The sequence below is a fragment of the Kitasatospora sp. NPDC002965 genome, assembly GCF_040611255.1.
In the GTDB taxonomy this organism is placed as follows: domain Bacteria; phylum Actinomycetota; class Actinomycetes; order Streptomycetales; family Streptomycetaceae; genus Kitasatospora.
This window is the reverse complement of record NZ_JBEXNT010000021.1, coordinates 20,611-45,399: the sequence shown is the minus strand read 5'-3', so window position 1 is coordinate 45,399 and position 24,789 is coordinate 20,611. Positions and strand designations below refer to the sequence as shown.

Below are 24,789 nucleotides of genomic sequence, written 5' to 3'. Positions count from 1 at the left end.
CCGGAACCGTTCACGGTTCCGGGGCCCCCGCCGTGCGGTCCGGGCCGCTCCGGGGGCCCGTCCCGGCGCTCCCGGGGGAAAGCGGTTCGTAACCCGGTTCCCGGACTACGTAAACTGTCCGTCGTGACCGACACCACGAACCAGCGCCCCGCGAGTACGCCCGCCGGGGACGAAGCAGCCACCCTCCCGACGACCTACGCTCCGGCGGACGTAGAGGGCGAGCTGTACGAGCGCTGGGTAGAGCGCGGTTACTTCACCGCCGACGCCAAGAGCGACAAGCCCCCGTACACGATCGTCATCCCCCCGCCGAACGTCACCGGTGCGCTGCACCTGGGCCACGCGTTCCAGCACACGCTGATGGACACGCTGACCCGGCGCAAGCGCATGCAGGGTTTCGAGGTCCTCTGGCTGCCCGGCATGGACCACGCCGGCATCGCCACCCAGAACAAGGTGGAGCAGCAGCTCGCCGAGTCCGGCCTCTCCCGGCACGACCTGGGCCGCGAGGCCTTCGTCGAGAAGGTCTGGGAGTGGAAGGAGAACTACGGCGGCCGGATCCTCGGCCAGATGCGCCGTCTCGGTGACGGCGTGGACTGGTCGCGCGAGCGGTTCACCATGGACGAGGGTCTGTCGCAGGCCGTCCAGACCATCTTCAAGCGGCTGTTCGACGACGGCCTGATCTACCGCGCCGAGCGCATCATCAACTGGTGCCCGCGCTGTCTCACCGCGCTCTCCGACATCGAGGTCGAGCACGAGGAGGTCCCCGGCGAGCTGGTCTCGATCCGCTACGGGGACGGCGCGGACTCGATCGTCGTCGCCACCACGCGGGCCGAGACGATGCTGGGTGACACCGCCGTCGCGGTCCACCCGGAGGACGAGCGGTACAGGCACCTGGTGGGCCGCACCATCAAGCTGCCGCTCACCGACCGCGAGATCCCGGTCGTCGCCGACGAGCACGTCGACCCGGAGTTCGGCACCGGTGCGGTCAAGGTGACCCCGGCGCACGACCCGAACGACTTCGCCATCGGCCAGCGCCACGACCTGCCGAACCTGAGCATCATGGACGAGCGCGGCGCGATCACCGTGCACGGCCCCTTCCTCGGTCTGGACCGTCTGGAGGCCCGCTCGGCCGTCGTCGGCGCGCTGCGCGAGCAGGGCCGGATCGTCGCCGAGAAGCGCCCGTACATGCACGCCGTCGGCCACTGCTCGCGCTGCCACACCGTGGTCGAGCCGCGGTTGTCGCTGCAGTGGTGGGTCAAGGTCGCCCCGCTGGCCCAGGCCGCCGGCGACGCGGTCCGTGACGGCAAGGTGGAGATCCACCCGAAGGAGCTGGAGCGCCGCTACTTCGACTGGGTCGACAACATGTACGACTGGTGCATCTCGCGCCAGCTCTGGTGGGGCCACCGGATCCCGGTCTGGTACGGCCCGGACGGCGAGGTCGTCTGCGTCGGACCGGACGAGGAGCCGCCGACCGGCGAGGGCTGGCACCAGGACCCGGACGTCCTGGACACCTGGTTCTCCTCCGGTCTCTGGCCGTTCTCGACGCTCGGCTGGCCGGAGCAGACCCCGGACCTGGAGAAGTTCTACTCCACCGACGTCCTGGTCACCGGCCACGACATCATCTTCTTCTGGGTCGCCCGGATGATGATGTTCGGCCTGTACGCGATGGACGGCCAGGCGCCGTTCAAGACGGTGGCCCTGACCGGCCTGGTCCGTGACGAGTTCGGCAAGAAGATGTCGAAGTCCTCCGGCACCGCCGTCGACCCGCTGGACTGGATGGACGCCTACGGCGCCGATGCCGTCCGCTTCACCCTCGCGCGCGGCGCCAACCCGGGCGCCGACGTGCCGATCGGCGAGGACTGGGTCAAGGGCTCGCGGAACTTCTGCAACAAGATCTGGAACGCGACCCGCTTCGCGCTGATGAACGGCGCCACCGTCGAGGGCCCGCTGCCCGCGCCGGAGGAGCTGACCTCGGTCGACCGCTGGATCCTCTCGCGGCTCAACGCGACCGTGGCCGAGGTCGACGCGCTCTACGACGACTACGAGTTCGCCAAGGCCTCGGACGCGCTCTACCACTTCGCCTGGGACGAGGTCTTCGACTGGTACGTCGAGCTCTCCAAGACCACCCTGGCCAAGGGCGGCGCGCAGGCCGACGCCTCGCGCCGGGTGCTCGGCGAGGTCCTAGACGTCACGCTGCGGCTGCTCCACCCGATCGTCCCGTTCGTCACCGAGGCGCTCTGGACGACGCTCACCGGGGCCGAGTCGCTGGTCGTCACCGAGTGGCCGAAGGACGCCGGTTTCCGTGACGCCGGGGCCGAGGCCGAGGTCGCCACGCTCCAGCAGGTGGTCACCGAGGTCCGTCGCTTCCGTTCGGACCAGGGCCTCCAGCCTGCGCAGCGGGTCCCGGCCCGGCTGGACCTGGAGGGCACCGTGCTCGCCGTCCACGAGGACGCGATCCGGGCGCTGCTGCGGCTGACCGTCCCGGAGGAGGGCTTCGCGGCCACCGCCTCGCTCCCGGTCGCCGGCGCCACCGTGGCGCTCGACCTGTCCGGCACCATCGACGTCGCGGCGGAGCGCAAGCGCCTCGCCAAGGACCTCGCGGCCGCCGAGAAGGAGAAGGCCCAGACGGGCGCCAAGCTCGGCAACGAGGCGTTCCTCGCCAAGGCGCCGGACGACGTCGTCGCCAAGATCCGGGTCCGGCAGGAGGCCGCCGGGGCCGACATCGCCCGGATCACCGCCCAGCTCGCGGCGCTGCCGCAGGGCTGATCCGGACGCGGATCCCGAGGAGCCGTGCCCCGCCGACGCGGGGTGCGGCTCCTCCGTTTTTCCGGACGTCGGGTAATCGTGCGTCCCAATAGCCCAATCCCCTTGCTCCCTTCCGGCGAATATTCATCCTGGACCGGGTGAGGTCCCTTTCCGCCCGAATTCATTCCGCTCTTGCCCGCGCGCGTTCGCGGAAGTTGGCAGGTGGGATGTGTACGGTGTGCTTCGAGTTCCGCAGAGCCGAGGAGCGACGGGAGGGTGTGGCGTGGTGGTGACCGAGGAGTTGGTCGACGAACTGCCTGCCGAGGTGGTCGAGGAGGCCAAGGCGAGGGCGGCGGTGCTGCTGCTCGCGTTCCGGCACGGCAACCAGCTCGCGTTCGACCACGCGCTGGACCGGCTGTTCGAGGAGCAGGCCGAGCGCGAGGTGACCACCCTGCTCGCCTGGATCGCCGCCGAGGCCGTCCGCAAGGCCTACGCGCCCGAGGTCGGTGACCGGGTGCTGCGCGCGATGGCCCGGCGGGCGCCGCGGGACACCGGCGCGGTGGAGGTCGACGAGGAGAGCGTGGACGCGGCCCGGCTGATCGAGGCGGTCGCGGCCGGTGAGGTGGCCGAGGTCCGCGGCCTGGTCGCGGCGACCCCGGACACCACGTTCCTGCTCGGCGGCCTGCTCCAGGGCGTCGCGATGATGCTGCCGCTGCTGCCGGAGGGCGAGCTGGCCGAGATCACCGCCGAGCTGCGGCGCCGGCACGGCGGCGCCGAGATCCCGGAGGCCCGGGCCGGGGGCTGAACCCCGGCCCGGGCCCGCCGGACGGGGCAGGTTACGGCATCGCGTGCAGGTGCGAGCCGACGGTGGAGGCGATTCCGCCGCCCGCCTTGGCGTCCCAGTTGGTCGACCAGGTCATGGCGCCGCCGATCCCGGGCCACTTGGTGTCGGGCTTGAAGGTGCCGCAGCCGGTGCCGGCGGCCAGGCAGTCCAGCGCGTTGTTGACCACGCTCGGGCTGACGTACCCGCCGCCGGCCGCGCTGGTGGACGCGGGGACGCCGAGCCCCACCTGGTCGGGCCGGAGCCCGCCCTTGAGCTGGATGCAGGCCAGTGCGGTGAGGAAGTTGACGCTCCCCTGCGAGTAGACCTGGCCGTCGCAGCCGAGCATGGCGCCGGAGTTGTAGTACTGCATGTTGACGATGGTGAGGATGTCCTTCACGTTCAGCGCCAGCTTGAAGTACTCCATCCCGGTCGACTGCATGTCGATGGTCTGCGGCGCCATGGTGAGCACGAAGCCCTTGCCGGCCTTCGCCGCCAGGCTGTGCAGGGCCTGGCCCATGTAGGTGGCGCTGACGCCGTTCTCCAGGTCGATGTCGACGCCGTCGAAGCCGTAGGTCTGCATCAGCGACCAGGCGGTGTTGGAGAAGTTGGTCGCGGACGCGGCGCTGTTGACCGAGACCGTGCCCTTCTCGCCGCCGACCGAGAGGATCACCTTCTTGCCGGCCGCCTTCTTGGCCGCGATGTCGGCCTTGAACTGGGCCTCGGTGTAGCCCCCGAGCTTGGAGGAGAGGACCGGGTCCAGGGTGAAGCTGAGCCCGCCGGGCGTGCTGGTGGCGTCGGCGAAGGAGACCGCGATGATGTCGTACGCGGCCGGGACGTCACTGATCCGCTGCACGGTGGCGTTGTTGTCGAAGTTCTGCCAGTAGCCGGTCAGCAGGTGCTTGGGCCCGGGCCGGGTGGGTGTGACGGTGGGCGTCGGCGTCTCGGTCGGTGTCGGCGAGTCGGTCGGCGTCGGGGTCGGGCTCGCGGTGGTGGGGGTGGGAGTGGGCTTGGGGTCGCCGGGGCCGAGCAGCGAGACGTCGTCGGCCAGGAACGCCGGCTGCCCGTACCAGCCGTGCAGGTAGACGGTGACGCTGGTGGTGCCGGCCCCGGTGGTGAAGGTGGTGCTGAGCTTGGACCAGCCGGTGCCGCCGGGGGTCCAGGTGCTCGGGTCCGTGCCGCCGGTGCCGCGGGCGCCCAGGTAGATGTACGAGCCCTGGACCCAGCTGCTCAGGGTGTACGTCGAGGAGGGCTTCACGGTGACGGTCTGGCTGCACTCGCCGGTGGCGCTGTTGCCCGGGGTGGAGCGCAGTGCGGCCGAGCCGGAGTGCACGGTGGCGGTCTCCGTCGCGCCGGAGGAACAGGTCCAGCCACCGAGGTGGTTGGCGTCCTCGAAGCCGCCGTTGGTGATCAGTTCGGCGGCGTCGGCGGCGGCGTGCGCACCGGTGCCGCCGGCGAGGACCAGTCCGCTCAGGCCCACCGCGATCGCGCTGGCGCCGGCGAGCAGGGAATACACGGCGCGTGGGCGCCGGTGTCGGGCAAGTGGCATGACTCCATCTCCTGTGGGGGAGGCCGTCGGCTCCTGTGGGGGAGAGCCGTCCGGGTGTCGATGGTGCGCGTGTGGGAGCTACCGACAACTCAAGTCCCTGTCGGGGAAGGAGACTTGCCTCACAAGGTGGAGTAGACCAATCCGCCTGTCAAGAGGACGGTCAGGCGGCGGCCGTGACCTGCGGCGATGCCAGCCGCGCGGTCAGCCCGGCGATCCGGGCCGAGGCGAGTCCGTCGCCGTAGGGGCTGGGAGTGACCGCCAGCCGGGCGAGCCGCTCGGGGGTGTCGGCCAGCCAGGCGCGGGCCGCGTCGCCGAGCTCCTCGCCCGGCCGCACCAGCGCGGCGAAGCCGGCGTCGACCGCCTCCGGCCGTTCGGTGGAGCGGCGGACGACCAGCAGCGGGCGGCCGAGCACGGTGCACTCCTCCTGCACCCCGCCGGAGTCGGAGACCAGCAGCGCGGCGTGCCGGGCCAGACCCAGGAAGTCGCCGTAGCCGACCGGTCCGGTGACGGCCAGTCGCTCCAGCAGGGCGTCCAGCCCGAACCGCTCGACGGCGGCGCGGGTGCGCGGGTGCATCGGGAACAGCACCGGGGTCCCGGCCCGGGCGATCCGGTCCAGCTCCCCGAGGACGGCGCCGAGCGCCTCGGCGGTGTCGGTGTTCTCCGGCCGGTGCACGGTGGCCAGCACGTAGCCGTCCTCCTCGACCCCGTGCCTGGCGAGCAGCGCGGCCCGGGTCCGGGCGTCGGGCAGCTGACGGCGGACCACCTCGACGACGGTGTTGCCGGTGAGGGCGATCCGCTCCTCGGCCAGTGACTCGGCGCGCAGGTTGGCGGCGTTGTCGGTGGTGGCGGCGCAGAGCAGGTCGGAGACGTGGTCGACCATCACCCGGTTGTGCTCCTCGGGCATCGCCCGGTCGAAGCTGCGCAGCCCGGCCTCGACGTGGACCAGCGGGATCTCCCGGGCGTTGGCGGCGAGCGCGCCGGCCAGGGTGGCGTTGGTGTCGCCCTGGACGACGACGGCGGCCGGACGGTCCTCGGCGAAGGCGGCGTCGAGCTGGCCGAGGGACTGGGCGATCTGCCCGGCGCGCGGACGGCCGCCGACCCCGGTGAGCAGTTCGGGGCGGGGCAGGCCGAGGTCGCGCAGGAAGCGGCCGGACATCGCCTCGTCCCAGTGCTGGCCGGTGTGGACCAGCCGGGTCGCCGGCCCGAGCTCGTGGATCAGCGGGGCGAGCTTGACCAGCTCGGGGCGGGTGCCGAGGACGACGGCGACGCTGCCGGGGGCGAGCGGGCGGGCGGCGGGATTCGGCGGGAGGCACGAGGACATGACGGGAACTCCGGGGTCGGGCCGGGCGGGCGGCGAGCGGTCGGGCCGGGCGAGCGGTCGGGGCGGCGAGCCGGAAGGGTCGGGTCGGCGGCCGGGGTCAGGATTCGAGGGCGGTGGGCGCGCCGAGCGCGACCTTCTCGGCGTTGCGCCTGGTCTTGGCCCAGCCGTTGCGGCCGAGCAGCACCCGGACGGCGGCCCGGGCCGCGACCGCGAACAGGTGGTAGGCGTAGAGCCAGACCATGACGCCCCAGAGCAGACCGGTGAGCCGGCTGCGGTCGGGGTGGACGAGCCGGCGGTAGGCGAAGCCCCAGAAGAGCATCGGCAGGGTGGCCAGTACGAAGGCGAGCACCATCCAGGGGCCGAAGCGGAGCTGGAACTCGGCGGTCTCCTCGGGGAAGAGCACGAGGCCCGCCGTGGTGATCGCGATCGACACCGGGGTGAGCACGACCAGCAGCACGCAGACCACGGGCTGGAGGAAGGTGTAGAGCACCTCGGCCTTGCCGGCGGGCCGGTAGTGCGGGGAGCGCAGGACCCGGCCGGTGTAGCGCAGGCACTGCATGTTGCCCTGGGCCCAGCGGGTGCGCTGGGTGAGGAAGCGCCGGTAGGAGACCAGGGCCTCCTGGGAGACGGCGGCCTCGGTGACGTGGGTGAGCCGCCAGCCGGCCAGCCGCAGGTCCAGGCCGGACTCGTAGTCCTCCAGCAGGGCGCGCTCCGGCCACGGCCGGCCCGCGCGGCCCTCCTCGGCGGTCAGCGTGTCGAGGGCGGTGAGCCGGACGAACTGGCCGTTGCCGCCGAGTCCGACGCTTCCGGTGCGGCGGCGCAGCATCTGCATACCGGCGTTGTTGGCCTGGAACTCGACGTCCTGCATCCGGACCAGGGCGCGGGCGAACGCGTTGGCGAGCCGGCCGCGGCCGGGCAGCGGCAGCTCGTCGTCGGCGTTGCGCATCCGGACGCCGATCTGCACGGCGCCGGTGTCGGGGCGGCCGAGCGCCCGGTCGTTGCAGACCTGTTCGAGGGTGCCGTGGTCGAGCTGCCCGTCGGCGTCGACCACACCGAGCACGACCCGGGAGCGGTCGGTGCCGGCCGGCAGGCGGTCGGAGATCTCCCGGTAGGCGGCGTTGAGGGCGGCGCCCTTGCCGATCCGGGCGTGCGGGCGGCGGCGCTGGACGAGGTGGATCCGGTCGTCGTGCGCGGCGGCGGCCAGCACCAGCTCGCGGGTGGCGTCCTCGCTGTCGTCGTCGATCACCCAGAGGTGGGCGGCCGGGGCGACGGCCCGCAGGCCGGCGAGGGTCTGGGCGATCACGGCCTCCTCGTCGCGGCACGGGACCATCAGGTGCCACTGGAAGGCGGAGGGGTCGCCGGGCTCGGCGGCGGAGTTGTGCCGGAAGGCGTGCCGGGAGCCGGCCCAGTAGAGGAGGAAGCGCCCGAAGACGAGGGCCATGTAGACCAGCAGGGCCAGCGAGATCAGTCCGGCGATCCAGACGATGCTGTCCCGGCGGAGCTCGACAAAACTGCGCAGGGTGTCGGGCAAGGCGCTGTGCTCCTCGTGATCAAAGGCGATATGTCTCCTTGACGCGCGAATCGCTGCTCCATTGCGGCCTGATGTCGCTAAATCGATAGTAAACGCGGGAAACGGCCAACCCGGGGCAAAGTGGTCGTTCTCACCCCGTCGGGAGCGCCCGGCGCAGCTCCGTAGACTGTGGACGTGAGCGACAAGGCCGACCCGAACCCGTACACCCTCCGTCCCGCCGACGGCGCCGCCGGCGACGCCCTGCACGACGTCGAGGTGGAACTCTCCGAGCGCTGGCCGGAGAACAAGCTGGAGCCATCGCTCGACCGGATCGAGGCGCTGATGGACATCCTGGGCCAGCCCCAGCGGTCCTTCCCCTCCATCCACATCACCGGCACCAACGGCAAGACCTCCACCGCCCGGATGGTCGAGCAGCTGCTCAACGCCTTCGAGCTGCGCACCGGCCGCTACACCAGCCCGCACGTGGAGAGCGTCACCGAGCGGATCACCCTCGACGGCGCCCCGATCACCCCCGAGCGGTTCGTCGAGGTCTACCGCGACATCGAGCCCTACGTGCGGATGGTCGACGAGCGCCAGCCGGTCGCGATGTCCTTCTTCGAGGTGCTGACCGGCATGGCCTACGCCGCCTTCGCCGACGCACCGGTGGACGTCGGCATCGTCGAGGTCGGCATGGGCGGCTCCTGGGACGCCACCAACGTCATCGACGCCGCCGTCGCGGTGATCACCCCGATCGGCCTGGACCACACCGACAAGCTGGGCGGGACCACCGGCGAGATCGCGGTGGAGAAGTCAGGGATCATCAAGCCCGACGCCATCGCGATCGTCGCCCACCAGCAGCTCGACGCCGCCGAGACCATCCTGCGGCGCGCCGTCGAGGTCGACGCCACGGTGGCCCGCGAGGGCATGGAGTTCGGCGTGATCCGCCGTGAGGTCGCGGTCGGCGGCCAGCTCGTCACCCTGCGCGGCCTCGGCGGGGAGGAGTACGAGGACGTCTTCCTCCCGCTGCACGGCGGCCACCAGGCGCAGAACGCGGCGCTGGCCCTGGCGACGGTCGAGGCCTTCTTCGGCGTCGGCGGTGCCCGCGGCGGGAAGCTGGACGTGGACAAGGTGCGGCAGGCGTTCTCCGGCGTCGACTCGCCGGGCCGCCTGGAGATCGTCCGCCGCAGCCCGACGATCCTCCTGGACGCCGCGCACAACCCGCACGGCGCCCAGGCGGCGGTCACCGCGATCGGCGAGTCCTTCGGATTCACCCGGCTGGTCGGCGTGATCGGCACCAGCGGCGACAAGGACGTGGCCGGTCTGCTGGAGGTCTTCGAGCCGCTCCTGGCCGAGGTCGTCATCACCCGGAACTCCACCCACCGCGCGATGGACGTGGACGCGCTGGCCGCGCTCGCGGTCGACATCTTCGGCGAGGACCGCGTCCAGGTCGAGCCCCGGCTCGACGACGCCATCGCCGCCGCCGTCACCCTCGCCGAGGAGGAGGGCGACCTCGGCGGCGCCGGGGTGCTGGTCACCGGTTCGGTCATCACCGTGGGCGAGGCCCGCCTGCTGCTCGGGAGGAAGTGACGATGAGGACGCTCTGTTCCTCGACGCTGATCGGCGAGGCACTGCTGATCATGTTCGCCGGTCTGGTGGCGATGCAGCTCTCGGACGTCCCCGCGGGCACCGTCTGGACCGTCAGCGGCATCGCGATGGCCCTCTGCGTGCTGCTCTGCGGCATGATCAACAGGCCCGGCGCGGTCGCCGTCGGCTGGGCGCTCCAGGTCGGGCTCATCGCGAGCGGCTTCGTCCTGCCGACCATGTTCGGCCTCGGCCTCGTCTTCGCCGGCCTCTGGTGGTGCTCGGTGCACTACGGCCGGAAGATCGACGAGATCAAGGCCGCCCGGACCGCCGCCGCCGAACCGGCGCCGGCGGCCTAGACCGGACCTCCGACGGGCGGCCGGGCATTCGCTCACGCAAGGTAACCTCTGCGGTAGTCGCACTCCGCACGTCGAACGGCGTGCGATCCGTACCGATTTCCCCAGGAGACGCACCGTGTCCCAGCGCACTCTCGTCCTGCTCAAGCCCGACGCCGTCAAGCGAGGCCTGACCGGCGAGATCATCAGCCGCATCGAGCGCAAGGCCGGCTGGCGCCTCGCCGCCGTCGAGCTGCGCACGTTCGACCGGGCGACGCTGGAGCAGCACTACGCGGAGCACGTCGGCCGCCCGTTCTACGAGCCGCTCCTGGAGTTCATGACCTCCGGCCCGTCCCTCGCCCTGATCGTCGAGGGCGAGGAGGTCGTCGCCGGCATCCGCATGCTGGCCGGCGCCACCAACCCGCTGGAGGCCGGGGCCGGCACCATCCGGGGCGACTACGCGACCATCACCCGCGAGAACCTGATCCACGCCTCCGACTCGTCCGAGTCCGCGGAGCGCGAGATCAAGATCTTCTTCCCGGCCCACGCCTGATCCGGACGGGCTCCAGGGACCTTCGGGTGCCCCGGTCGGGACCATTGGCCCGGCCGGGGCATTCTTATCGGGAAATAGGGAACCAGGGGGGCCGACACGGCGTCCCAATGCCCGGAGAAGCGATCACGCTCCGGACAATGGACGGTACGCCCCACGTCGACGTCCGTGCCGGCCGGCGTGACTACGATGGACGCGACTCAAGGGCCCGGTAAGGCAGCTCAGCTGGTCTCCGCCCAAGCGTGGGCGCGCGCATTCCGTCCACCTCCATGACACCGAGCCCGGGAAGGCACCCACACCCCATGGCGAGCAACCTGTCGTTCATCGGCCGCGACTTGGCGATCGACCTCGGAACTGCCAACACGCTGGTGTACGTCAGGGGCAAGGGGATCGTCCTCAACGAGCCGTCGGTGGTAGCGGTTAACACCAACACCGGGGGAATCCTGGCCGTCGGTTCCGAGGCCAAGAAGATGATCGGACGCACCCCGGGCAACATCGTGGCCATCCGCCCGCTCAAGGACGGCGTGATCGCCGACTTCGAGATCACCGAGCGGATGCTCCGCTACTTCATCCTCAAGATCCACCGCCGCCGCTTCCTCGCCCGCCCCCGCGTCGTCGTGTGCGTGCCCTCCGGCATCACCGGGGTCGAGCGCCGCGCCGTCATCGAGGCCTCCCTGCAGGCCGGCTGCCGCCAGGTGCACATCATCGAGGAACCGATGGCCGCCGCGATCGGCGCCGGTCTCCCGGTCCACGAGCCCACCGGCAACATGGTCGTCGACATCGGCGGCGGCACGACCGAGGTCGCCGTCATCTCGCTCGGCGGCATCGTCACCGCGCAGTCCATCCGGGTGGCCGGCGACGAGCTGGACAACGCCATCGTCCAGCACATCAAGAAGGAGTACTCGCTGCTCCTGGGCGAGCGCAGCGCCGAGCAGATCAAGATGAGCATCGGCTCCGCCTTCGGCCTGGAGGGCGAGAAGGACGAGCACGCCGAGATCCGGGGCCGCGACCTGGTCAGCGGCCTGCCCAAGACCGTCGTCATCTCCGCCGCCGAGGTCCGCGAGGCCATCGACGAGCCGGTCAACTCGATCATCGACGCGGTGAAGACCACCCTCGACCAGTGCCCGCCCGAGCTGGCCGGCGACGTCATGGACCGGGGCATCGTGCTCACCGGCGGCGGCGCCCTGCTCCGCGGCCTGGACGAGCGGCTGCGCCGGGAGACCGGCATGCCGATCCACATCGCCGAGAACCCGCTGGACTCCGTCGCGCTCGGATCCGGCAAGTGCGTCGAGGAGTTCGAGGCACTCCAGCAGGTGCTCGACGCCGCACCGCGCCGCTAACAGAACCGAAACGTCCGAACTGAGCGGGTCCCCGCCCGGGTCCACAGCCCGGGCGGAGGGGCCAGGTACGAAGGGGCAGCACCAGCACCGTGAGGGACACACGAGAGAGCCGGCTGCTGCTCATCCTGCTGGTGGCCGTCGCCTTCGCGTTGATCACCGTCGACATCAAGGGCGGTGAGAGTTCCCCGCTCGGCGGCGCCCGGCGAGCCGCGGCCTCCGTCCTCGGACCCGTCGAACGGGGCGCCGCCACCGCCGTCGACCCGGTCGCCGACACCGTCCGGGCCTTCCGCGACGCCGCGGCCCACAGCGGCCGCACCGACCAGCTCGCCCGCGAGAACACCGAACTGCGGCAGAAGCTGGCCTCCTCCGACATGGCCGGCGGGCGCACCCAGCAGCTCGACGACCTGCTGCGCACGGCCGGCGCCGGCGGATACACCGTCAAGGCCGCCCAGACCATCGCGATCGGCCCGGCCCAGGGCTTCTCCTGGACCATCACCATCGACGCCGGCAGCGACGACGGGCTCACCCGGGACATGACCGTGGTCAACGGGCAGGGCCTGGTCGGCCGGATCACCACCGTCGCCCCGACCACCGCCACCGTGCTGCTCGCCTCCGACCCCGGCTTCTCCGCCGGCACCCGGCTGGAGGGCACCGGCGAGATCGGCTTCGCCTCCGGCGGCGGCAGCAGCGCCATGAAGGTCTCGCTGCTCAACGGCAAGGCCCAGGTGAAGGAGGGCGACCGGCTGGTCACCTTCGGCTCGCAGAGCGGCCGCCCGTTCGTGCCCGGCGTCCCGGTCGGCAAGGTGGTCCAGGTCGAGGCCAACCCCGGTCAGCTCACCAAGACCGTCCTGGTCGAGCCGTTCGTCCAGTTCACCCGGCTCGACCTGGTCGGCGTCGTCGTCGTCCCGCCGCGCACCGACCCGCGGGACGCCGTCCTGCCGCCCGCCCCCGCGGCGGCCGGTCAGGGCCAGGCCCCGGCGGCGCCCGCCGCCCCCGCGGCCCAGGCCGCCGTCCCGCCCGCCAAGCCCAATGGGGGGAACTGAGCCATGCGCCTCGCCCGCATCCCCGTCTCCGCCGCCCTGATCCTGCTCGGCCTGATCCTCCAGGTCAGCGTCTTCGGCCGGCTGCAACTCCCCGGGGCCACCCCGGACATACTGCTGCTCGTCGTGGTCGGCCTGGCCATGGTCTACGGGCCGACCGGCGGCTGCCTGGTCGGCTTCGCGGCCGGCCTGCTCGCCGACGTCGCACCGCCCTCCGACCACGCCATCGGCCGGTACGCGCTGGTGCTCTGCCTGATGGGCTACGCCGCCGGGCTGCTCCGCCCCGAGCACGGCCGCCAGCGCTCGGTCTCCGGCGCGCTGCTCGTGGTCTCCGTCGCCGCGATCGCCTCCACCCTGCTGTACGCGATGGTCGGCGCCCTGGTCGGCGACACGGCCGCCCGGCACGTCGGGCTCGGCTCGCTGGTGCTGACCGCGATGCTCTACGACCTGCTGCTGGCCCCGTTCGTGGTGCCCGTCGTGATGGTGCTCGGCCGCCGCTTCGGCAAGGACCCGGTGGCCGCCGCAGGCCCCGGCGACGACGAGGGCGGCCCGGGTCTGGGCACCCTGGCCCGCTACCGCACCACCCGCGACGCCGCGTCCCGCCCGATGTACAAGAAGAAGCGCCTGCTCGGCGCGGGCAAGCGCCCGTAGTCCGGCCCCGGCCCCCGATCCGACCAGACCGCCCTCGCGATTTCCTGGAGCGCACGAGACGTGAGCAACATCCCCGAGACCGGCCGAACCCGGCGGGTGACGATCCGTCTGGTGGTGCTGCAGATCCTGGTGCTGTCGCTGCTCGCCACCCTCGGCGGACGGCTCTGGTACCTCCAGATCCGCAACGCCAAGGAGTACACGGCCAAGGCGACCGGCAACCACATCCGCGAGGTCGTCGAACCGGCCGTCCGCGGTGAGATCCTGGACGCCTCCGGCCGCATCCTCGCGGGCAACGAGACCAAGCTGGTGGTCTCCGTCAGCCGCACCTCGCTGCTCCAGCAGAAGGACGGCGGCAAGGCGGTGCTGACCAGGCTCGCCGAGGTGCTCGGGATGCCGGCCAAGGACGTCCAGGAGAAGGCCCGGCTCTGTGACGCCAAGACCCCGCAGCCCTGCTGGAACGGATCGCCCTACCAGCCGATCCCGGTCACCAAGGAGGCGACCACCCAGCAGGCGATGCAGATAATGGAACGCCGCGAGGACTTCCCCGGGGTCACCGCGCAGCCCACCGCCGTACGCCACTACACCGGCGTCGAGGGCGCCAACATGGCCCAGGTGCTCGGGTACCTCTCGCCGGTCACCGACGAGGAGGTCTCCAAGACCGCCGACAAGGCCGGGCTGGACCGCTACCTCCCGGCCGACCAGATCGGCCGGGCCGGGCTGGAGTCGGTGTACGACCGCGACCTGCGCGGCACCGCCGGCATCACCAAGCTGGAGGTCGACAACCTCGGCCGGGTGATCGGCACCGCGGACAAGGCGCCGCCGCGCACCGGCGACAACCTGGTGACCAGCATCGACGCCAGGGTGCAGAAGGTCGTCGAGGACAACCTGGCGCAGGCGATGGCGGACGCCCGCAAGACCTGGGACAAGAACACCAAGCGCAACTACGACGCGGACTCCGGCGCCGCGGTCGTGATGGACGTCAAGACCGGCCGGATCGTCGCGATGGCCAGTGCCCCGAGCTACGACCCGAACATCTGGCAGGGCGGCATCTCCGGCAAGGACTACCAGGGGCTGACCAACAAGGACTCCAACTACCCGCTGCTGAACCGGGCCATACAGGGTCAGTCCGCCCCCGGCTCCACCTTCAAGGTGGTCTCCACGGCCGCCGCCGCCCAGGCCGGCTACGCGCTCAACGGCAACTACGCCTGCCCGAGCAGCATGACCATCGGCGGCCGCGAGTTCAAGAACTTCGAGAGTCAGGGCCACGGCTCGATCACGCTGGCCCAGGCGCTGGAGGTCTCCTGCGACACCGTCTTCTACGGCCTCGCCTACGACCAGTGGCTGGCCGACGGCGGCATCAAGCCGAAGAAGGAGACCGGGGACTGGTTCTACAAGACCGCCCACCAGTTCGGCCTCGGCGCCAAGACCGGCATCGACCTGCCCTCCGAGGCGACCGGCCGGGTGCCGGACCGGCAGTGGAAGCAGTCCTTCTACGACAACAACAAGGACGCCTGGTGCAAGCAGGCCGAGAAGGGCGGCAAGGAGTACTCCGACCTGATCGCCAAGGAGAACTGCGCCGACGGCTACGTGCTGCGTGCCGGTGACGCCGTCAACTACGCGATCGGGCAGGGCGACACCCTCGTCACCCCGCTGCAGATGGCGCGGATCTACTCGGCGCTGGCCAATGGCGGCACGCTGTGGCGGCCGACCGTCGCCAAGGCCGTGATAAGCCCGAGCGGCGAGCTGGTCCGCGAGATCGCCCCGCACGAGGACGGCAAGCTGCCGACCGACGCGAAGACGCTGCAGTACATCGACGACGCCACCAAGGGCGTCGTCTCGACCGGTACCGCCGCGTGGAAGTTCACCGGCGCAGGCTGGCCGCAGGGGAAGATCGAGCTGCACGCCAAGACCGGCACCGCCGAGGTCGAGGGCAAGCAGACCACCTCGTACCTGACCACCTACAGTCGCGACTACGCGGTCGTGATGACGATAAGCCAGGGTGGCACCGGCTCCGGCGGTTCCGGTGACGCGGTCCGCCGCATCTACCAGGCGCTCTACGGCGTCGACGACAAGGGCGGTGTCGACAACGGCAAGGCCCTGCTGTCCACGCCGCAGGCCGAGCTGCCGAAGTTCAACGCGGACGGCACCGCGATCATCAAGCCGGCGTCGTTCGGCGGGGACCCCGCCGGCGCGTTCGGCGACCCGGGCGTCACCGGCGGCTCGCCGCGGGTCTTCCTGGACCCGGCGCAGCCCTCCGGGACGGTCGTCGTACCGGTCGCGGCGGTCGCGGCCGTCGAACCCACCCGCTCCACCGGAAGGGGCCGGGCATGAGCTCCTACGGCTCGTACCGTCAGCTGCGGCTCGCCCCGCAGCGCCGCGGGGTCCCCAGGACACTCGCCAAGGACTCCCCGATCTGGCGGATCGACTGGATACTGCTGCTGGCCGCGGTGGTCCTCTCGCTCGGCAGCTCGCTGCTGGTCTGGTCGGCCACCCGCGGGCGGGACTCGCTCACCCACGGGGACCCGCAGTACTTCCTGTACCGGCACCTGACCAACGTCATGATCGGCGCCGTGCTGTGCGCGGTGGTGATAGCGATAGGGAGCCGGCGGTTCCGGACGGTGGTGCCGTTCCTGTACGTCGGCGTCATCGTGCTGCTGCTGGCCACGCTGAGCCCGCTCGGCTCGACCATCAACGGCCAGCACTCCTGGATCCAGCTGGGCGGCGGCTTCTCGGTGCAGCCGGCCGAGTTCGCCAAACTGGCGATCGTGCTGGTGATGGCGGTCGTGCTGTCCGAGCAGGTGGACGCGGGTGAGCGGGAGTTCCCGGCGAACCGGGCGGTCTTCCGCGGCCTGGTCTGGGCGACGCTGCCGATGGCGATAGTGATGCTGATGCCGGACGCCGGCTCGGTGATGGTGATGGCCGTCATCGTGCTCGGCATCCTGCTCGCCTCGGGCGCGGCCAACCGCTGGGTGTTCGGGCTGATCCTGACCGGGGTCGGCGGCTGTGTGGCGATCTGGAAGCTCGGCGTGCTGAGCAAGTACCAGATCGACCGGTTCGCGGCCTTCGCCAACCCGGCGCTCGACCCCTCCGGCGTCGGGTACAACACGGCCCAGGCCCGGATCGCGATCGGCTCGGGCGGGCTGACCGGCAAGGGGCTGTTCCACGGGACGCAGACCACCGGGCAGTTCGTGCCGGAGCAGCAGACCGACTTCGTCTTCACGGTGGCCGGCGAGGAGCTGGGCTTCCTCGGGGCGATGGCGATCATCGTGCTGCTCGGCGTGGTGCTCTGGCGGGCCTGCCGGATCGCCCGGCACGCCACCGACCTGTACGGCACCATCGTGGCGGCCGGGGTGGTCGCCTGGTTCGCCTTCCAGGGGTTCGAGAACATAGGGATGTGCCTGGGCATCATGCCGGTGGCCGGCATCCCGCTGCCGTTCGTGTCCTACGGAGGGTCGTCGATGTTCTCGACCTGGGTGGCGATCGGACTGTTGCAGGCGGTGCAGAGCCAGCGGCCGATAGCGGCCTGACCGGCGCGTCGCCGGAGGGTGGGCGGCGTGCCGACGGCGGGGCCGGTCCGGGGAGATCCCGGGCCGGCCCCGCCGTCGTCGTCGGGGGCGGTGGTCACCAGGCGTCCCAGTGCGTGATCCGGTCGGTGGGCACGCGCGGGCCGGGGCGGAAGTCGGTGCCGACGGTGTGGGCGAGCGGGACGAGCGCGACCTGCGCCACCGTCTCGTAGGGGATGCCGAGCAGGTCGGCGGCCTCGCGCTCGTAGTGCAGGTGCGGGGTGGTCCAGGCGGTGCCGAGGCCGCGGGAGCGGGCGGCCAGCATGAACTGCCAGGTGGCGGGGAGGATCGAGCCCCAGGCGTTCGCCTGGCCGACGTGGGAGTCGAACTCGTGCCGGCCCTCGATCCGGACGCAGGGCACCACCAGGACCGGCACCTCGTGCAGACGGTCGAAGAGGTGCTGGGCGCTCTCGGCGAGGCGCAGCCGCCGGGCGGTGTCCTCGGTGGTGCGGTCCAGGCCGGTGCGGACGACGGGTCGGCGGGGGTTGACCAGGCCGAGCCGGTAGAGGTCGGCGAGGGCGGCCCGCCGGGCCGGATCGGTGACGATCACGAAGTCCCAGCGCTGGCGGTTGCGGCCGGTGGGGGCCTGGGTGGCGAGCGCGAGGCACTCCTCGACCAGTTCCCGGGCGACCGGGCGGGTGAGGTCGAGCCGCTTGCGGACGGCGCGGGTGGTGGTGAGGAGCTGTTCAGCGGTCAGGTCGGGATACGGCACGGCCGTGGCCTCCGGTCGGGATGGGCCGACCGGCCGCGCGGGGCGGGGTCTCAGTCGGCCGGCGGGACGTCGAGGAGCTTGCGGGTGAGGCGGACCAGGGTCGCCCGCTCGTCCGGGGTGAGGGCGGCGAAGGCGTGGTCCAGGACGGGGGCCATGGCGCGCTCGGCGTCGGCCAGGGCGGCGGCCCCGTCGGGGGTCGGGGTGACGGCGTAGGCGCGGCGGTCCCGGGGGTGGCGCTCGCGGCGTACCAGGCCGGCGTCCTCCAGGGCGTCCACGCAGCCGACCATCACGCTGCGGTCGATCCGCAGCTGCTCGCTGAGCTCCTGCTGGGAGCAGCTGCCGACGGCGTCGAGCATCTTGAGCACCAGGTGCTGGGCCACCGTCAGCGGGTTTCCGGAGAGCTGCTCGTCGATGGTCCGGGCGACCACGGTGGTGGCGCGGCAGAGGGCGACGTCGGGGCGGTCCTGGGTGAGCGCGGCGAAGTACCGCCGGCGCTCGCCGCCGTCGTCCGCCCGGCTCGGGGACGCGAGGCGGGCGGTCCGGGGGGCGCTGGCCATCGGGACTCCTTCGGTGGTGGACGGCCAGCATAACGCTCCTGAGAGATTGTTTGACGGTAGATGATTTCCGCTGCTACTTTCCGATCGTACGTGATTGAACATCAGATTGTTGTCCAACAGACTAATTTGGGGGTCGGGATGGCCGGGGGCGACGACGCGGGCACGGTGGCGGGCGGCGGCGACGGGGGAGGCGCGGCAGCCGGCCGCGACGGGGCGACGGCCCTGGCGACCGGCGCGAGGCGGAGGGAGGAGTGGCTCGACCCCGAGGACGCACGGCTCGGCTGGGACGGTGTCTGCGGCTTCGAACGGGTCGGCGGCACCGTCCTGCCGCTGAGGATCCCGCAGGAGCGGATCGCCACCGCCCTCTCGGACAACTTCGTGCGGCTCGCCCGGATCCCGGCCGGCGTCCGGTTCGCCGTCCGCACCGACGCCACCGAACTGCTGCTGGACCTCGACGCCGAGCCCGGCGCCGCGCCGGTGGACGTCCTGGCCGACGGCGTACTCCTCCACCGGCGCCACCTCGACCCCGGGCGGCGCCGCCTCGACCTGGCACTGCCGGGAGGCCCGACGGAGGTGGAGGTCTGGCTGCCGCACCTGTCCCGCACCCGGCTCGCCGCGGTCGGCCTCCGCGGCCACCGGCTGCTGGCCCCCGTCGGGCGCACCGGCCCGCGCTGGATCGCCTACGGCAGCTCCCTCACCCACGCCATGTTCCCCGAGGGGCCGTCCGCGAGCTGGACCGCGCTGCTCGCCCGCCGCCACGGCTGGCGGCTGCGCAACCTCGGGTTCGCCGGCGAGGCCTACCTGGACCCGCTGGTCGCCCGGGTGATCCGCGACACCCCCGCCGACCTGGTCACCCTGGAGATCGGCACCAACGCCTACATCCGCTCCGTCTTCACCGCCCGCAGCTGGGGCCCCGCCGTCTGCGGCTTCGTCGAGACGATCCGGGACGGGCACCCGGACACGCCGATCGCCGTGATCGCCGCGCTCCCCTCGGTGGAGCGCGAGCGGGTGGTCAACGCGGCCGGGCTGACCCTGGCCGACGTCCGCGACCTGACCGGTGCGGCCGTCCGGGTGCTCCAGCGGCTGGGCGACCGCCGGCTGCACCTGGTGGACGGCCGGGACGTGCTGCCGGTCACCGAGGCGGACGGCCTGTACGCGGACGGCCTGCACCCGACACCGCAGGGGGAGTACCGGCTGGCCGGCCTGGTCGACCCCCACCTGCGGCCGCTGGTCGGCGGGTTCCGACCGGCCCCGACCGGACCTGGCCGACTCTGACCGGCATCGACGGGCCAGTGATCGGCCGGGCCCGCGATCGGACCGGTACGGGCCGGCCCGTACCGCGATCGGCCCGTACCGCGATCGGACCGGTTCGCGATCAGACCGGCAGCAGCAGGTCGGCGGCGGCCAGTGCCGCCCGGGCCTGGTGGGAGACCTGGGCGTCGACCGGCACCCAGCGGGTGCCCAGCCGGTGCAGGCCGTCCAGGCTCGCCGCCACGATCGCCCGGGCCCGCGCCCTGGCCGCGTCGGCCGCCGGGCCCCCGGAGTCCGCCAGCAGCCGCAGCAGCATCGAGGCGACCCGCAGCGGCAGCCGCGCCGCGACGATCCGGGCGGTCGTCACCCGGGACACCGACAGCGGCGCCACCGACCACTCGGTGCGCCACTCCTCCAGCAGCAGCGGGCAGACCTCCAGGTTGAACTCGATCGAGCGCAGCAGCGGCCCGTACGCCACCCCGGCGTGCGGCGGCACCTGCGGCAGCATCCCGACCAGCTCCTCGACCCGGTCGCCCAGCGTCCGGGCGGCGGCCCCCACGGCGGCGCGCGCGTCCGGGTACGGACGGGAGTCGCCGACCGCGTCGATCGCCCACATCGGCACCTCCAGCACGGCCGTCACCCCGCCGTACCGGCCCGCGTACGACCAGGTCGACAGCTCCGGACGGTCCGGCAGCGCCTGCGAACCGCCGCCCGGCGCCGGCATCACGTACGCCCCCGGGGCCGGGCTGTCCCAGCCGACCGCGTCGTAGGAGTCGACGTCCAGCGGGATGCCGGCCCGCGCCACCGACCGTGCGAACCCCTCCGCCAGACCCGGCAGCGGCCGGGTGAGCTGCACGAACGCGCCACCGAAGTCCACACCGTGCAGCGAACACTGCAGCACCGGGCGCAGCTCGTCGATCAGGCCGGTCAGCGCCCGGCTCTCCGGCATCGGCGGCCGGTCGCCGTCCGGGGCCGGCGGCAGCTCGGGCTGCTCGTCGAACGCCGGCCGGAAGAAGTGCTCGTAGTGCCGGGCCGGGGTGAGCGGGCCGTGCAGCCAGCCCTCGTTGAGCGCGGCGCCGTCCGGGTCCAGGCAGAGCAGCACGTGCCAGCCGACCCCCGGGCGGGGCGGCAGCTCCAGCACCCGCTCGGCCAGCCGGACCGCGGCGGCCATGCCCACCGGCTCGTTCGGGTGCGGGCCGCCGACCGCCAGGACGGTGTGCTCCCCGTCGTCGACGGAGAGCAGCACCAGCGGCCGGCCGGCCCGGGAGCGGCCCACCTCGCGGACGCGACAGCGGTCGGGGTGGCGGCGGGCCAGCCGCTGGGCGGCCGCGACCGCGCGGGCGACCGTCGGGTAACTCTCGATGTCCTGGCGCGGCGGTCCGATCCGGCGTACCCGTGGGCCCGTGTCGGTCATGGCTCTCCTGTCCTCGGGCACGCCCGTGTGCGGGCGGCGCTGTGGCCTGTCCTCGGGGGCTGTCCTCGGGGTCGTTTCGACGGGGGAATGCGGTGGGAAATGCGGTGGGGGAATGCGAGGGGGCACTGCGGGGGCCGACCGGTGAAGGCCGATCCGTGGGGGCTGTTCGGCGAAGGCTGTGAAGGCTGTACGACGGAGACCGGTCGGTGAGGGCCGGTCGGTGAGACCCGTCTGCGGGACATACCCCGGTGGGGCGTCCGGATACCGCGCGTGGACGGGGCGCCTGCGCCGGGGCCTGCGCCGGGCCGCCCGCGGGGTCAGCCGCCCGCGGCTCCGGGCGGGAGGACCACGGTCCCGGGCAGGAGGCCGGGGCCGGTTGCCTTGTGCATGGTCAACTCCCTTGCCTCGACGGCGTGCAGGACCCTCCGGCAGAGCCTTGCCAGTAGCGCACGCGTCCTTCGAACGTGTCAACCACCGTCGACGCCGCGCCGTAGGGCGCCGTTCACCCGCCGGAGCGGCCCCGGCCGCGGAGCGCGGCACGGGCCGGCCGGGATGAGCCTGCCGCGATTCGGCTACCCTTGAGGGTCACCCCTCCCAGCCGTCGCCCATCGGTGAGCACGGCGGCCATCAAACGTCGTAAGGGTTCCTAGTACATGACTGTCGAATCGGTCTTCCCACGCCTGGAGGCCCTCCTCCCGCACGTCCAGAAGCCGATCCAGTACGTCGGCGGCGAGCTCAACTCGACCGTCAAGGACTGGGACGCCTGCGACGTCCACTGGGCGCTGATGTACCCCGACGCCTACGAGGTCGGCCTGCCCAACCAGGGCGTCATGATCCTCTACGAGGTGCTCAACGAGCAGGAGGGTGTGCTGGCCGAGCGCACCTACAGCGTCTGGCCGGACCTGGAGGCGTTGATGCGCGAGCACCGCGTCCCCCAGTTCACCGTTGACGCCCACCGGCCGGTGCGCGCCTTCGACGTGTTCGGGCTCTCCTTCTCCACCGAGCTCGGCTACACCAACATGCTCACGGCCCTCGACCTGGCCGGCATCCCGCTGAACGCCCGGGACCGGACCGACGAGGACCCGATCGTGCTGGCCGGCGGCCACGCCGCGTTCAACCCCGAGCCGATCGCGGACTTCATCGACTGCGCCGTGGTCGGCGACGGCGAGCAGGCCGTGCTCGACATCACCCGGATCGTCCGGGCCTGGAAGGAGGAGGGCCGCCCCGGCGGTCGCGAGGAGCTGCTGCTGCGCCTCGCGCGCACCGGCGGCGTGTACGTGCCCGCCTTCTACGACGTCGAGTACCTGCCCGACGGCCGGATCGGCCGCGTCGTGCCGAACGCCCCCGGCGTCCCGTGGCGGGTCTCCAAGCACACCGTCATGGACCTCGACGAGTGGCCCTACCCCAAGCAGCCGCTCGTCCCGCTCGCCGAGACCGTGCACGAGCGGATGTCCGTCGAGATCTTCCGCGGCTGTACCCGCGGCTGCCGTTTCTGTCAGGCCGGCATGATCACGCGCCCCGTGCGGGAGCGAAGCATCACCGGCATCGGCGAGATGGTGGAACGCGGGCTCAAGGCCACCGGCTTCGAGGAGGTCGGCCTCCTGTCGCTCTCCTCCGCCGACCACACCGAGATCGGCGACATCGCCAGGGGCCTCGCGGACCGCTACACCGAGGACAAGATCGGCCTGTCGCTGCCGTCCACCCGCGTCGACGCCTTCAACATCGACCTCGCCAACGAGCTGAGCCGCAACGGCCGCCGCTCCGGGCTCACCTTCGCCCCCGAGGGCGGCAGTGAGCGCATGCGCAAGGTGATCAACAAGATGGTGTCGGAGGAGGACCTCATCCGCACCGTCGCCACCGCCTACGGCAACGGCTGGCGCCAGGTGAAGCTGTACTTCATGTGCGGCCTGCCCACCGAGACCGACGACGACGTGCTCCAGATCGGTGAGATGGCGAAGAACGTCATCCAGAAGGGCCGCGAGGTCACCGGCCAGAACGACATCCGCTGCACCGTCTCCATCGGCGGGTTCGTGCCCAAGCCGCACACCCCGTTCCAGTGGGCCCCGCAGCTCTCCGCCGAGGCCACCGACGCCCGCCTGGCCAAGCTGCGCGACTCCATCCGCGGCGACCGCAAGTACGGCAAGAACATCGGCTACCGCTACCACGACGGCAAGCCCGGCATCGTCGAGGGCCTGCTCTCGCGCGGCGACCGCCGGATCGGCGCCGTCATCCGGGCGGTCTACGAGGACGGCGGCCGTTTCGACGGCTGGCGCGAGCACTTCTCGTACGACCGCTGGATGGCCTCCGCCGAGAAGGGCCTGGCCGGCACGGGCGTGGACGTCGACTGGTACACCACCCGTGAGCGCACCTACGAGGAGGTGCTGCCCTGGGACCACCTGGACAGCGGTCTCGACAAGGACTGGCTCTGGGAGGACTGGCAGGACGCCCTGGAGGAGGTCGAGGTGGACGACTGCCGCTGGACCCCCTGCTTCGACTGCGGCGTCTGCCCGCAGATGGACACGAGCATCCAGATCGGCCCCACCGGGAAGAAGCTCCTCCCGCTGAGCGTGGTCGGCAAGTAGCGGCACCCGGGACGCCCCCGCCGGACCTGTCCGGCGGGGGCGTCCCGTCGTCTCCGGACGCCGGACCGGACCCCCCTGAGCAGGAACGGAGCGAGGGGGTGGCGGGGACGCGTACCCTTTGGGGTGACAGAGTCCGGACAGTGGCGGGAAACCGCCGTTGCGACGGACGGGGACAACTGACTAAGGACTGAGCGACCTGGCACGCCGCACGCCCGACGGTCCGCCGCCCGCACCGACCGTGCAGCGGATCCGTCTCCGCTACACCAAGCGCGGCCGGCTCCGCTTCACCAGCCACCGCGACTTCCAGCGCGCCTTCGAGCGCGCCCTGCGCCGGTCGGCCGTGCCGATGGCCTACTCGGCTGGCTTCACTCCGCACCCGAAGGTGTCGTACGCCAACGCCGCGCCGACCGGTGTGGCCAGCGAGGCGGAGTACCTGGAGATCGGCCTCGCCGCACTGCGCGACCCCGAGGAGCTGCGCGCCCAACTGGACGAATCGCTCCCCGCGGGTCTGGACGTCATCGACGCCGTCGAGGTGCGGACGCCGAACTTCGTGGAGCGCCTGGAAGCCTCCGAGTGGCTGGTCCGTCTGGACGGTGTCACCCCGGAGGAGGCGGCCCGCGCGATCGCGGCGTTCCTGGCCGAGGAGCGGGTCGAGGTCGAACGCCTCACCAAGAACGGCGTGCGTGTCTTCGACGCGCGCGGCGCGGTGGCGGCGCTCGAAATCGCCTCGCCGCAGGTCGACGGCGGTGCGGACACGGACGGCGAAGGGGGCCGCGATGTTCGGACCGGCCGTCCCTGTGCGATACTGCGCCTGGTAGTACGACAGGCCACACCCGCCGTACGACCCGACGACGTGTTGTCCGGTCTCCGTGTGACGGCCGACCTGGCGCCGCCGGTCCCCGCAGAGGTGACCAGGCTGGCGCAGGGGCCGCTAGACGAGGAGACCGGCACGGTGACCGACCCGTTGGCGCTCGACCGCGCCGCGGCCACGGCCGGCCCTCTGACGGCCGGCGAGCCGCGCGCAACCGCGTCCGCCTAGCGGGCGGAGGCCGGGTCCAGTTCACACTGGGCCCGCTGGTCCTCCAGGCCCCCGCTGCTCCCCAGGGGAGCGAGCGTCGTCGAAGCACAGGCCGGCCTCTTGTGGCCCGCCGACCCCGATGGTCGGTGGGCCCGAGGACCCCGTCCGGGAGCCACCCGGGGTTGGGGAACGGCGCAGCTTGGGAAAACCTCAGAAGACTGGTCAGACCAGAAGACTTTCGACACCCCGCGAG

General features: G+C 72.2%; 19 protein-coding genes. 13 read left to right on the top strand and 6 right to left on the bottom strand.

The window, feature by feature from the left end; genetic code table 11:
- Positions 1 to 123 precede the first annotated feature (123 nt).
- The gene (locus ABZY91_RS11935) at positions 124 to 2,763 is read left to right on the top strand and encodes a valine--tRNA ligase (protein WP_329951469.1); all 2,640 of its coding nucleotides are present in this window, start codon (positions 124 to 126) and stop codon (positions 2,761 to 2,763) included.
- 262 nt (positions 2,764 to 3,025) lie between these two features.
- The gene (locus tag ABZY91_RS11930) at positions 3,026 to 3,547 is read left to right on the top strand and encodes a hypothetical protein (RefSeq protein WP_329885125.1); all 522 of its coding nucleotides are present in this window, start codon (positions 3,026 to 3,028) and stop codon (positions 3,545 to 3,547) included.
- Between the two features lie 31 nt (positions 3,548 to 3,578).
- Here ABZY91_RS11930 and ABZY91_RS11925 read toward each other — a convergent pair whose 3' ends face one another.
- From ABZY91_RS11925 to ABZY91_RS11915, 3 genes are all read right to left on the bottom strand, one after another.
- A complete protein-coding gene (locus tag ABZY91_RS11925; protein ID WP_355401742.1) occupies positions 3,579 to 5,111 on the bottom strand; it encodes a glycosyl hydrolase family 18 protein in 1,533 nt (510 codons plus the stop codon).
- Positions 5,112 to 5,271: 160 nt separating this feature from the next.
- The gene (wecB, locus tag ABZY91_RS11920) at positions 5,272 to 6,432 is read right to left on the bottom strand and encodes a UDP-N-acetylglucosamine 2-epimerase (non-hydrolyzing) (protein WP_355401740.1); all 1,161 of its coding nucleotides are present in this window, start codon (positions 6,430 to 6,432) and stop codon (positions 5,272 to 5,274) included.
- 97 nt (positions 6,433 to 6,529) lie between these two features.
- Entirely contained in the window at positions 6,530 to 7,963 is a 1,434-nt protein-coding gene (locus ABZY91_RS11915) for a glycosyltransferase family 2 protein (RefSeq protein WP_355401738.1), read from the bottom strand.
- Between the two features lie 174 nt (positions 7,964 to 8,137).
- On the opposite strand from ABZY91_RS11915, the gene ABZY91_RS11910 reads away from it, so the two are divergent.
- The 8 genes from ABZY91_RS11910 to rodA all read left to right on the top strand — a co-directional run bounded on the left by ABZY91_RS11910 (position 8,138) and on the right by rodA (position 16,966).
- A complete protein-coding gene (locus ABZY91_RS11910; protein WP_329951473.1) occupies positions 8,138 to 9,529 on the top strand; it encodes a folylpolyglutamate synthase/dihydrofolate synthase family protein in 1,392 nt (463 codons plus the stop codon).
- A 2-nt stretch (positions 9,530 to 9,531) separates the two neighbouring features.
- Positions 9,532 to 9,882, top strand: coding sequence for a DUF4233 domain-containing protein (locus tag ABZY91_RS11905; protein WP_329951474.1), 351 nt, complete (start codon positions 9,532 to 9,534; stop codon positions 9,880 to 9,882).
- A 115-nt stretch (positions 9,883 to 9,997) separates the two neighbouring features.
- A complete protein-coding gene (gene ndk, locus ABZY91_RS11900) occupies positions 9,998 to 10,411 on the top strand; it encodes a nucleoside-diphosphate kinase (RefSeq protein WP_329885131.1) in 414 nt (137 codons plus the stop codon).
- Positions 10,412 to 10,722: 311 nt separating this feature from the next.
- Entirely contained in the window at positions 10,723 to 11,748 is a 1,026-nt protein-coding gene (locus tag ABZY91_RS11895; RefSeq protein WP_327683829.1) for a rod shape-determining protein, read from the top strand.
- An 89-nt stretch (positions 11,749 to 11,837) separates the two neighbouring features.
- Complete coding sequence (gene mreC, locus ABZY91_RS11890) at positions 11,838 to 12,791, top strand: rod shape-determining protein MreC (protein WP_329885132.1); 954 nt, start codon at positions 11,838 to 11,840, stop codon at positions 12,789 to 12,791.
- Positions 12,792 to 12,794: 3 nt separating this feature from the next.
- Positions 12,795 to 13,439 carry a rod shape-determining protein MreD gene (gene mreD / locus ABZY91_RS11885; RefSeq protein WP_355401735.1) on the top strand — a complete coding sequence of 215 codons (645 nt, stop codon included), beginning with the start codon at positions 12,795 to 12,797 and terminating at the stop codon, positions 13,437 to 13,439.
- A 60-nt stretch (positions 13,440 to 13,499) separates the two neighbouring features.
- Positions 13,500 to 15,770, top strand: a complete 2,271-nt coding sequence (gene mrdA / locus ABZY91_RS11880; protein WP_355401733.1) for a penicillin-binding protein 2 — start codon at positions 13,500 to 13,502, stop codon at positions 15,768 to 15,770.
- Entirely contained in the window at positions 15,767 to 16,966 is a 1,200-nt protein-coding gene (gene rodA / locus ABZY91_RS11875; RefSeq protein WP_329885135.1) for a rod shape-determining protein RodA, read from the top strand. Before mrdA ends, rodA begins: the two co-directional genes overlap by 4 nt.
- A 94-nt stretch (positions 16,967 to 17,060) precedes the next feature.
- On the opposite strand, the gene ABZY91_RS11870 is transcribed toward rodA, so the two are convergent.
- Both ABZY91_RS11870 and ABZY91_RS11865 read right to left on the bottom strand, forming a co-directional pair.
- Positions 17,061 to 17,714, bottom strand: coding sequence for a nitroreductase family protein (locus ABZY91_RS11870; RefSeq protein WP_329885136.1), 654 nt, complete (start codon positions 17,712 to 17,714; stop codon positions 17,061 to 17,063).
- A gap of 50 nt (positions 17,715 to 17,764) precedes the next feature.
- Entirely contained in the window at positions 17,765 to 18,271 is a 507-nt protein-coding gene (locus ABZY91_RS11865; protein ID WP_329951476.1) for a MarR family winged helix-turn-helix transcriptional regulator, read from the bottom strand.
- A 138-nt stretch (positions 18,272 to 18,409) separates the two neighbouring features.
- On the opposite strand from ABZY91_RS11865, the gene ABZY91_RS11860 reads away from it, so the two are divergent.
- Positions 18,410 to 19,546 carry an SGNH/GDSL hydrolase family protein gene (locus ABZY91_RS11860; RefSeq protein ID WP_355401731.1) on the top strand — a complete coding sequence of 379 codons (1,137 nt, stop codon included), beginning with the start codon at positions 18,410 to 18,412 and terminating at the stop codon, positions 19,544 to 19,546.
- Between the two features lie 100 nt (positions 19,547 to 19,646).
- Here the strand turns inward: ABZY91_RS11860 and ABZY91_RS11855 are convergent, their stop codons facing one another.
- The gene (locus ABZY91_RS11855; RefSeq protein WP_329885139.1) at positions 19,647 to 20,936 is read right to left on the bottom strand and encodes a M14 family zinc carboxypeptidase; all 1,290 of its coding nucleotides are present in this window, start codon (positions 20,934 to 20,936) and stop codon (positions 19,647 to 19,649) included.
- 653 nt (positions 20,937 to 21,589) lie between these two features.
- Here ABZY91_RS11855 and ABZY91_RS11850 point away from each other — a divergent pair.
- Both ABZY91_RS11850 and ABZY91_RS11845 read left to right on the top strand, forming a co-directional pair.
- A complete protein-coding gene (locus tag ABZY91_RS11850; RefSeq protein WP_355401729.1) occupies positions 21,590 to 23,518 on the top strand; it encodes a TIGR03960 family B12-binding radical SAM protein in 1,929 nt (642 codons plus the stop codon).
- A 238-nt stretch (positions 23,519 to 23,756) separates the two neighbouring features.
- Positions 23,757 to 24,557 (top strand): TIGR03936 family radical SAM-associated protein, encoded by an 801-nt coding sequence (locus ABZY91_RS11845; protein ID WP_355401727.1) that lies wholly within the window; start codon positions 23,757 to 23,759, stop codon positions 24,555 to 24,557.
- The last annotated feature ends 232 nt before the right edge of the window (positions 24,558 to 24,789 follow it).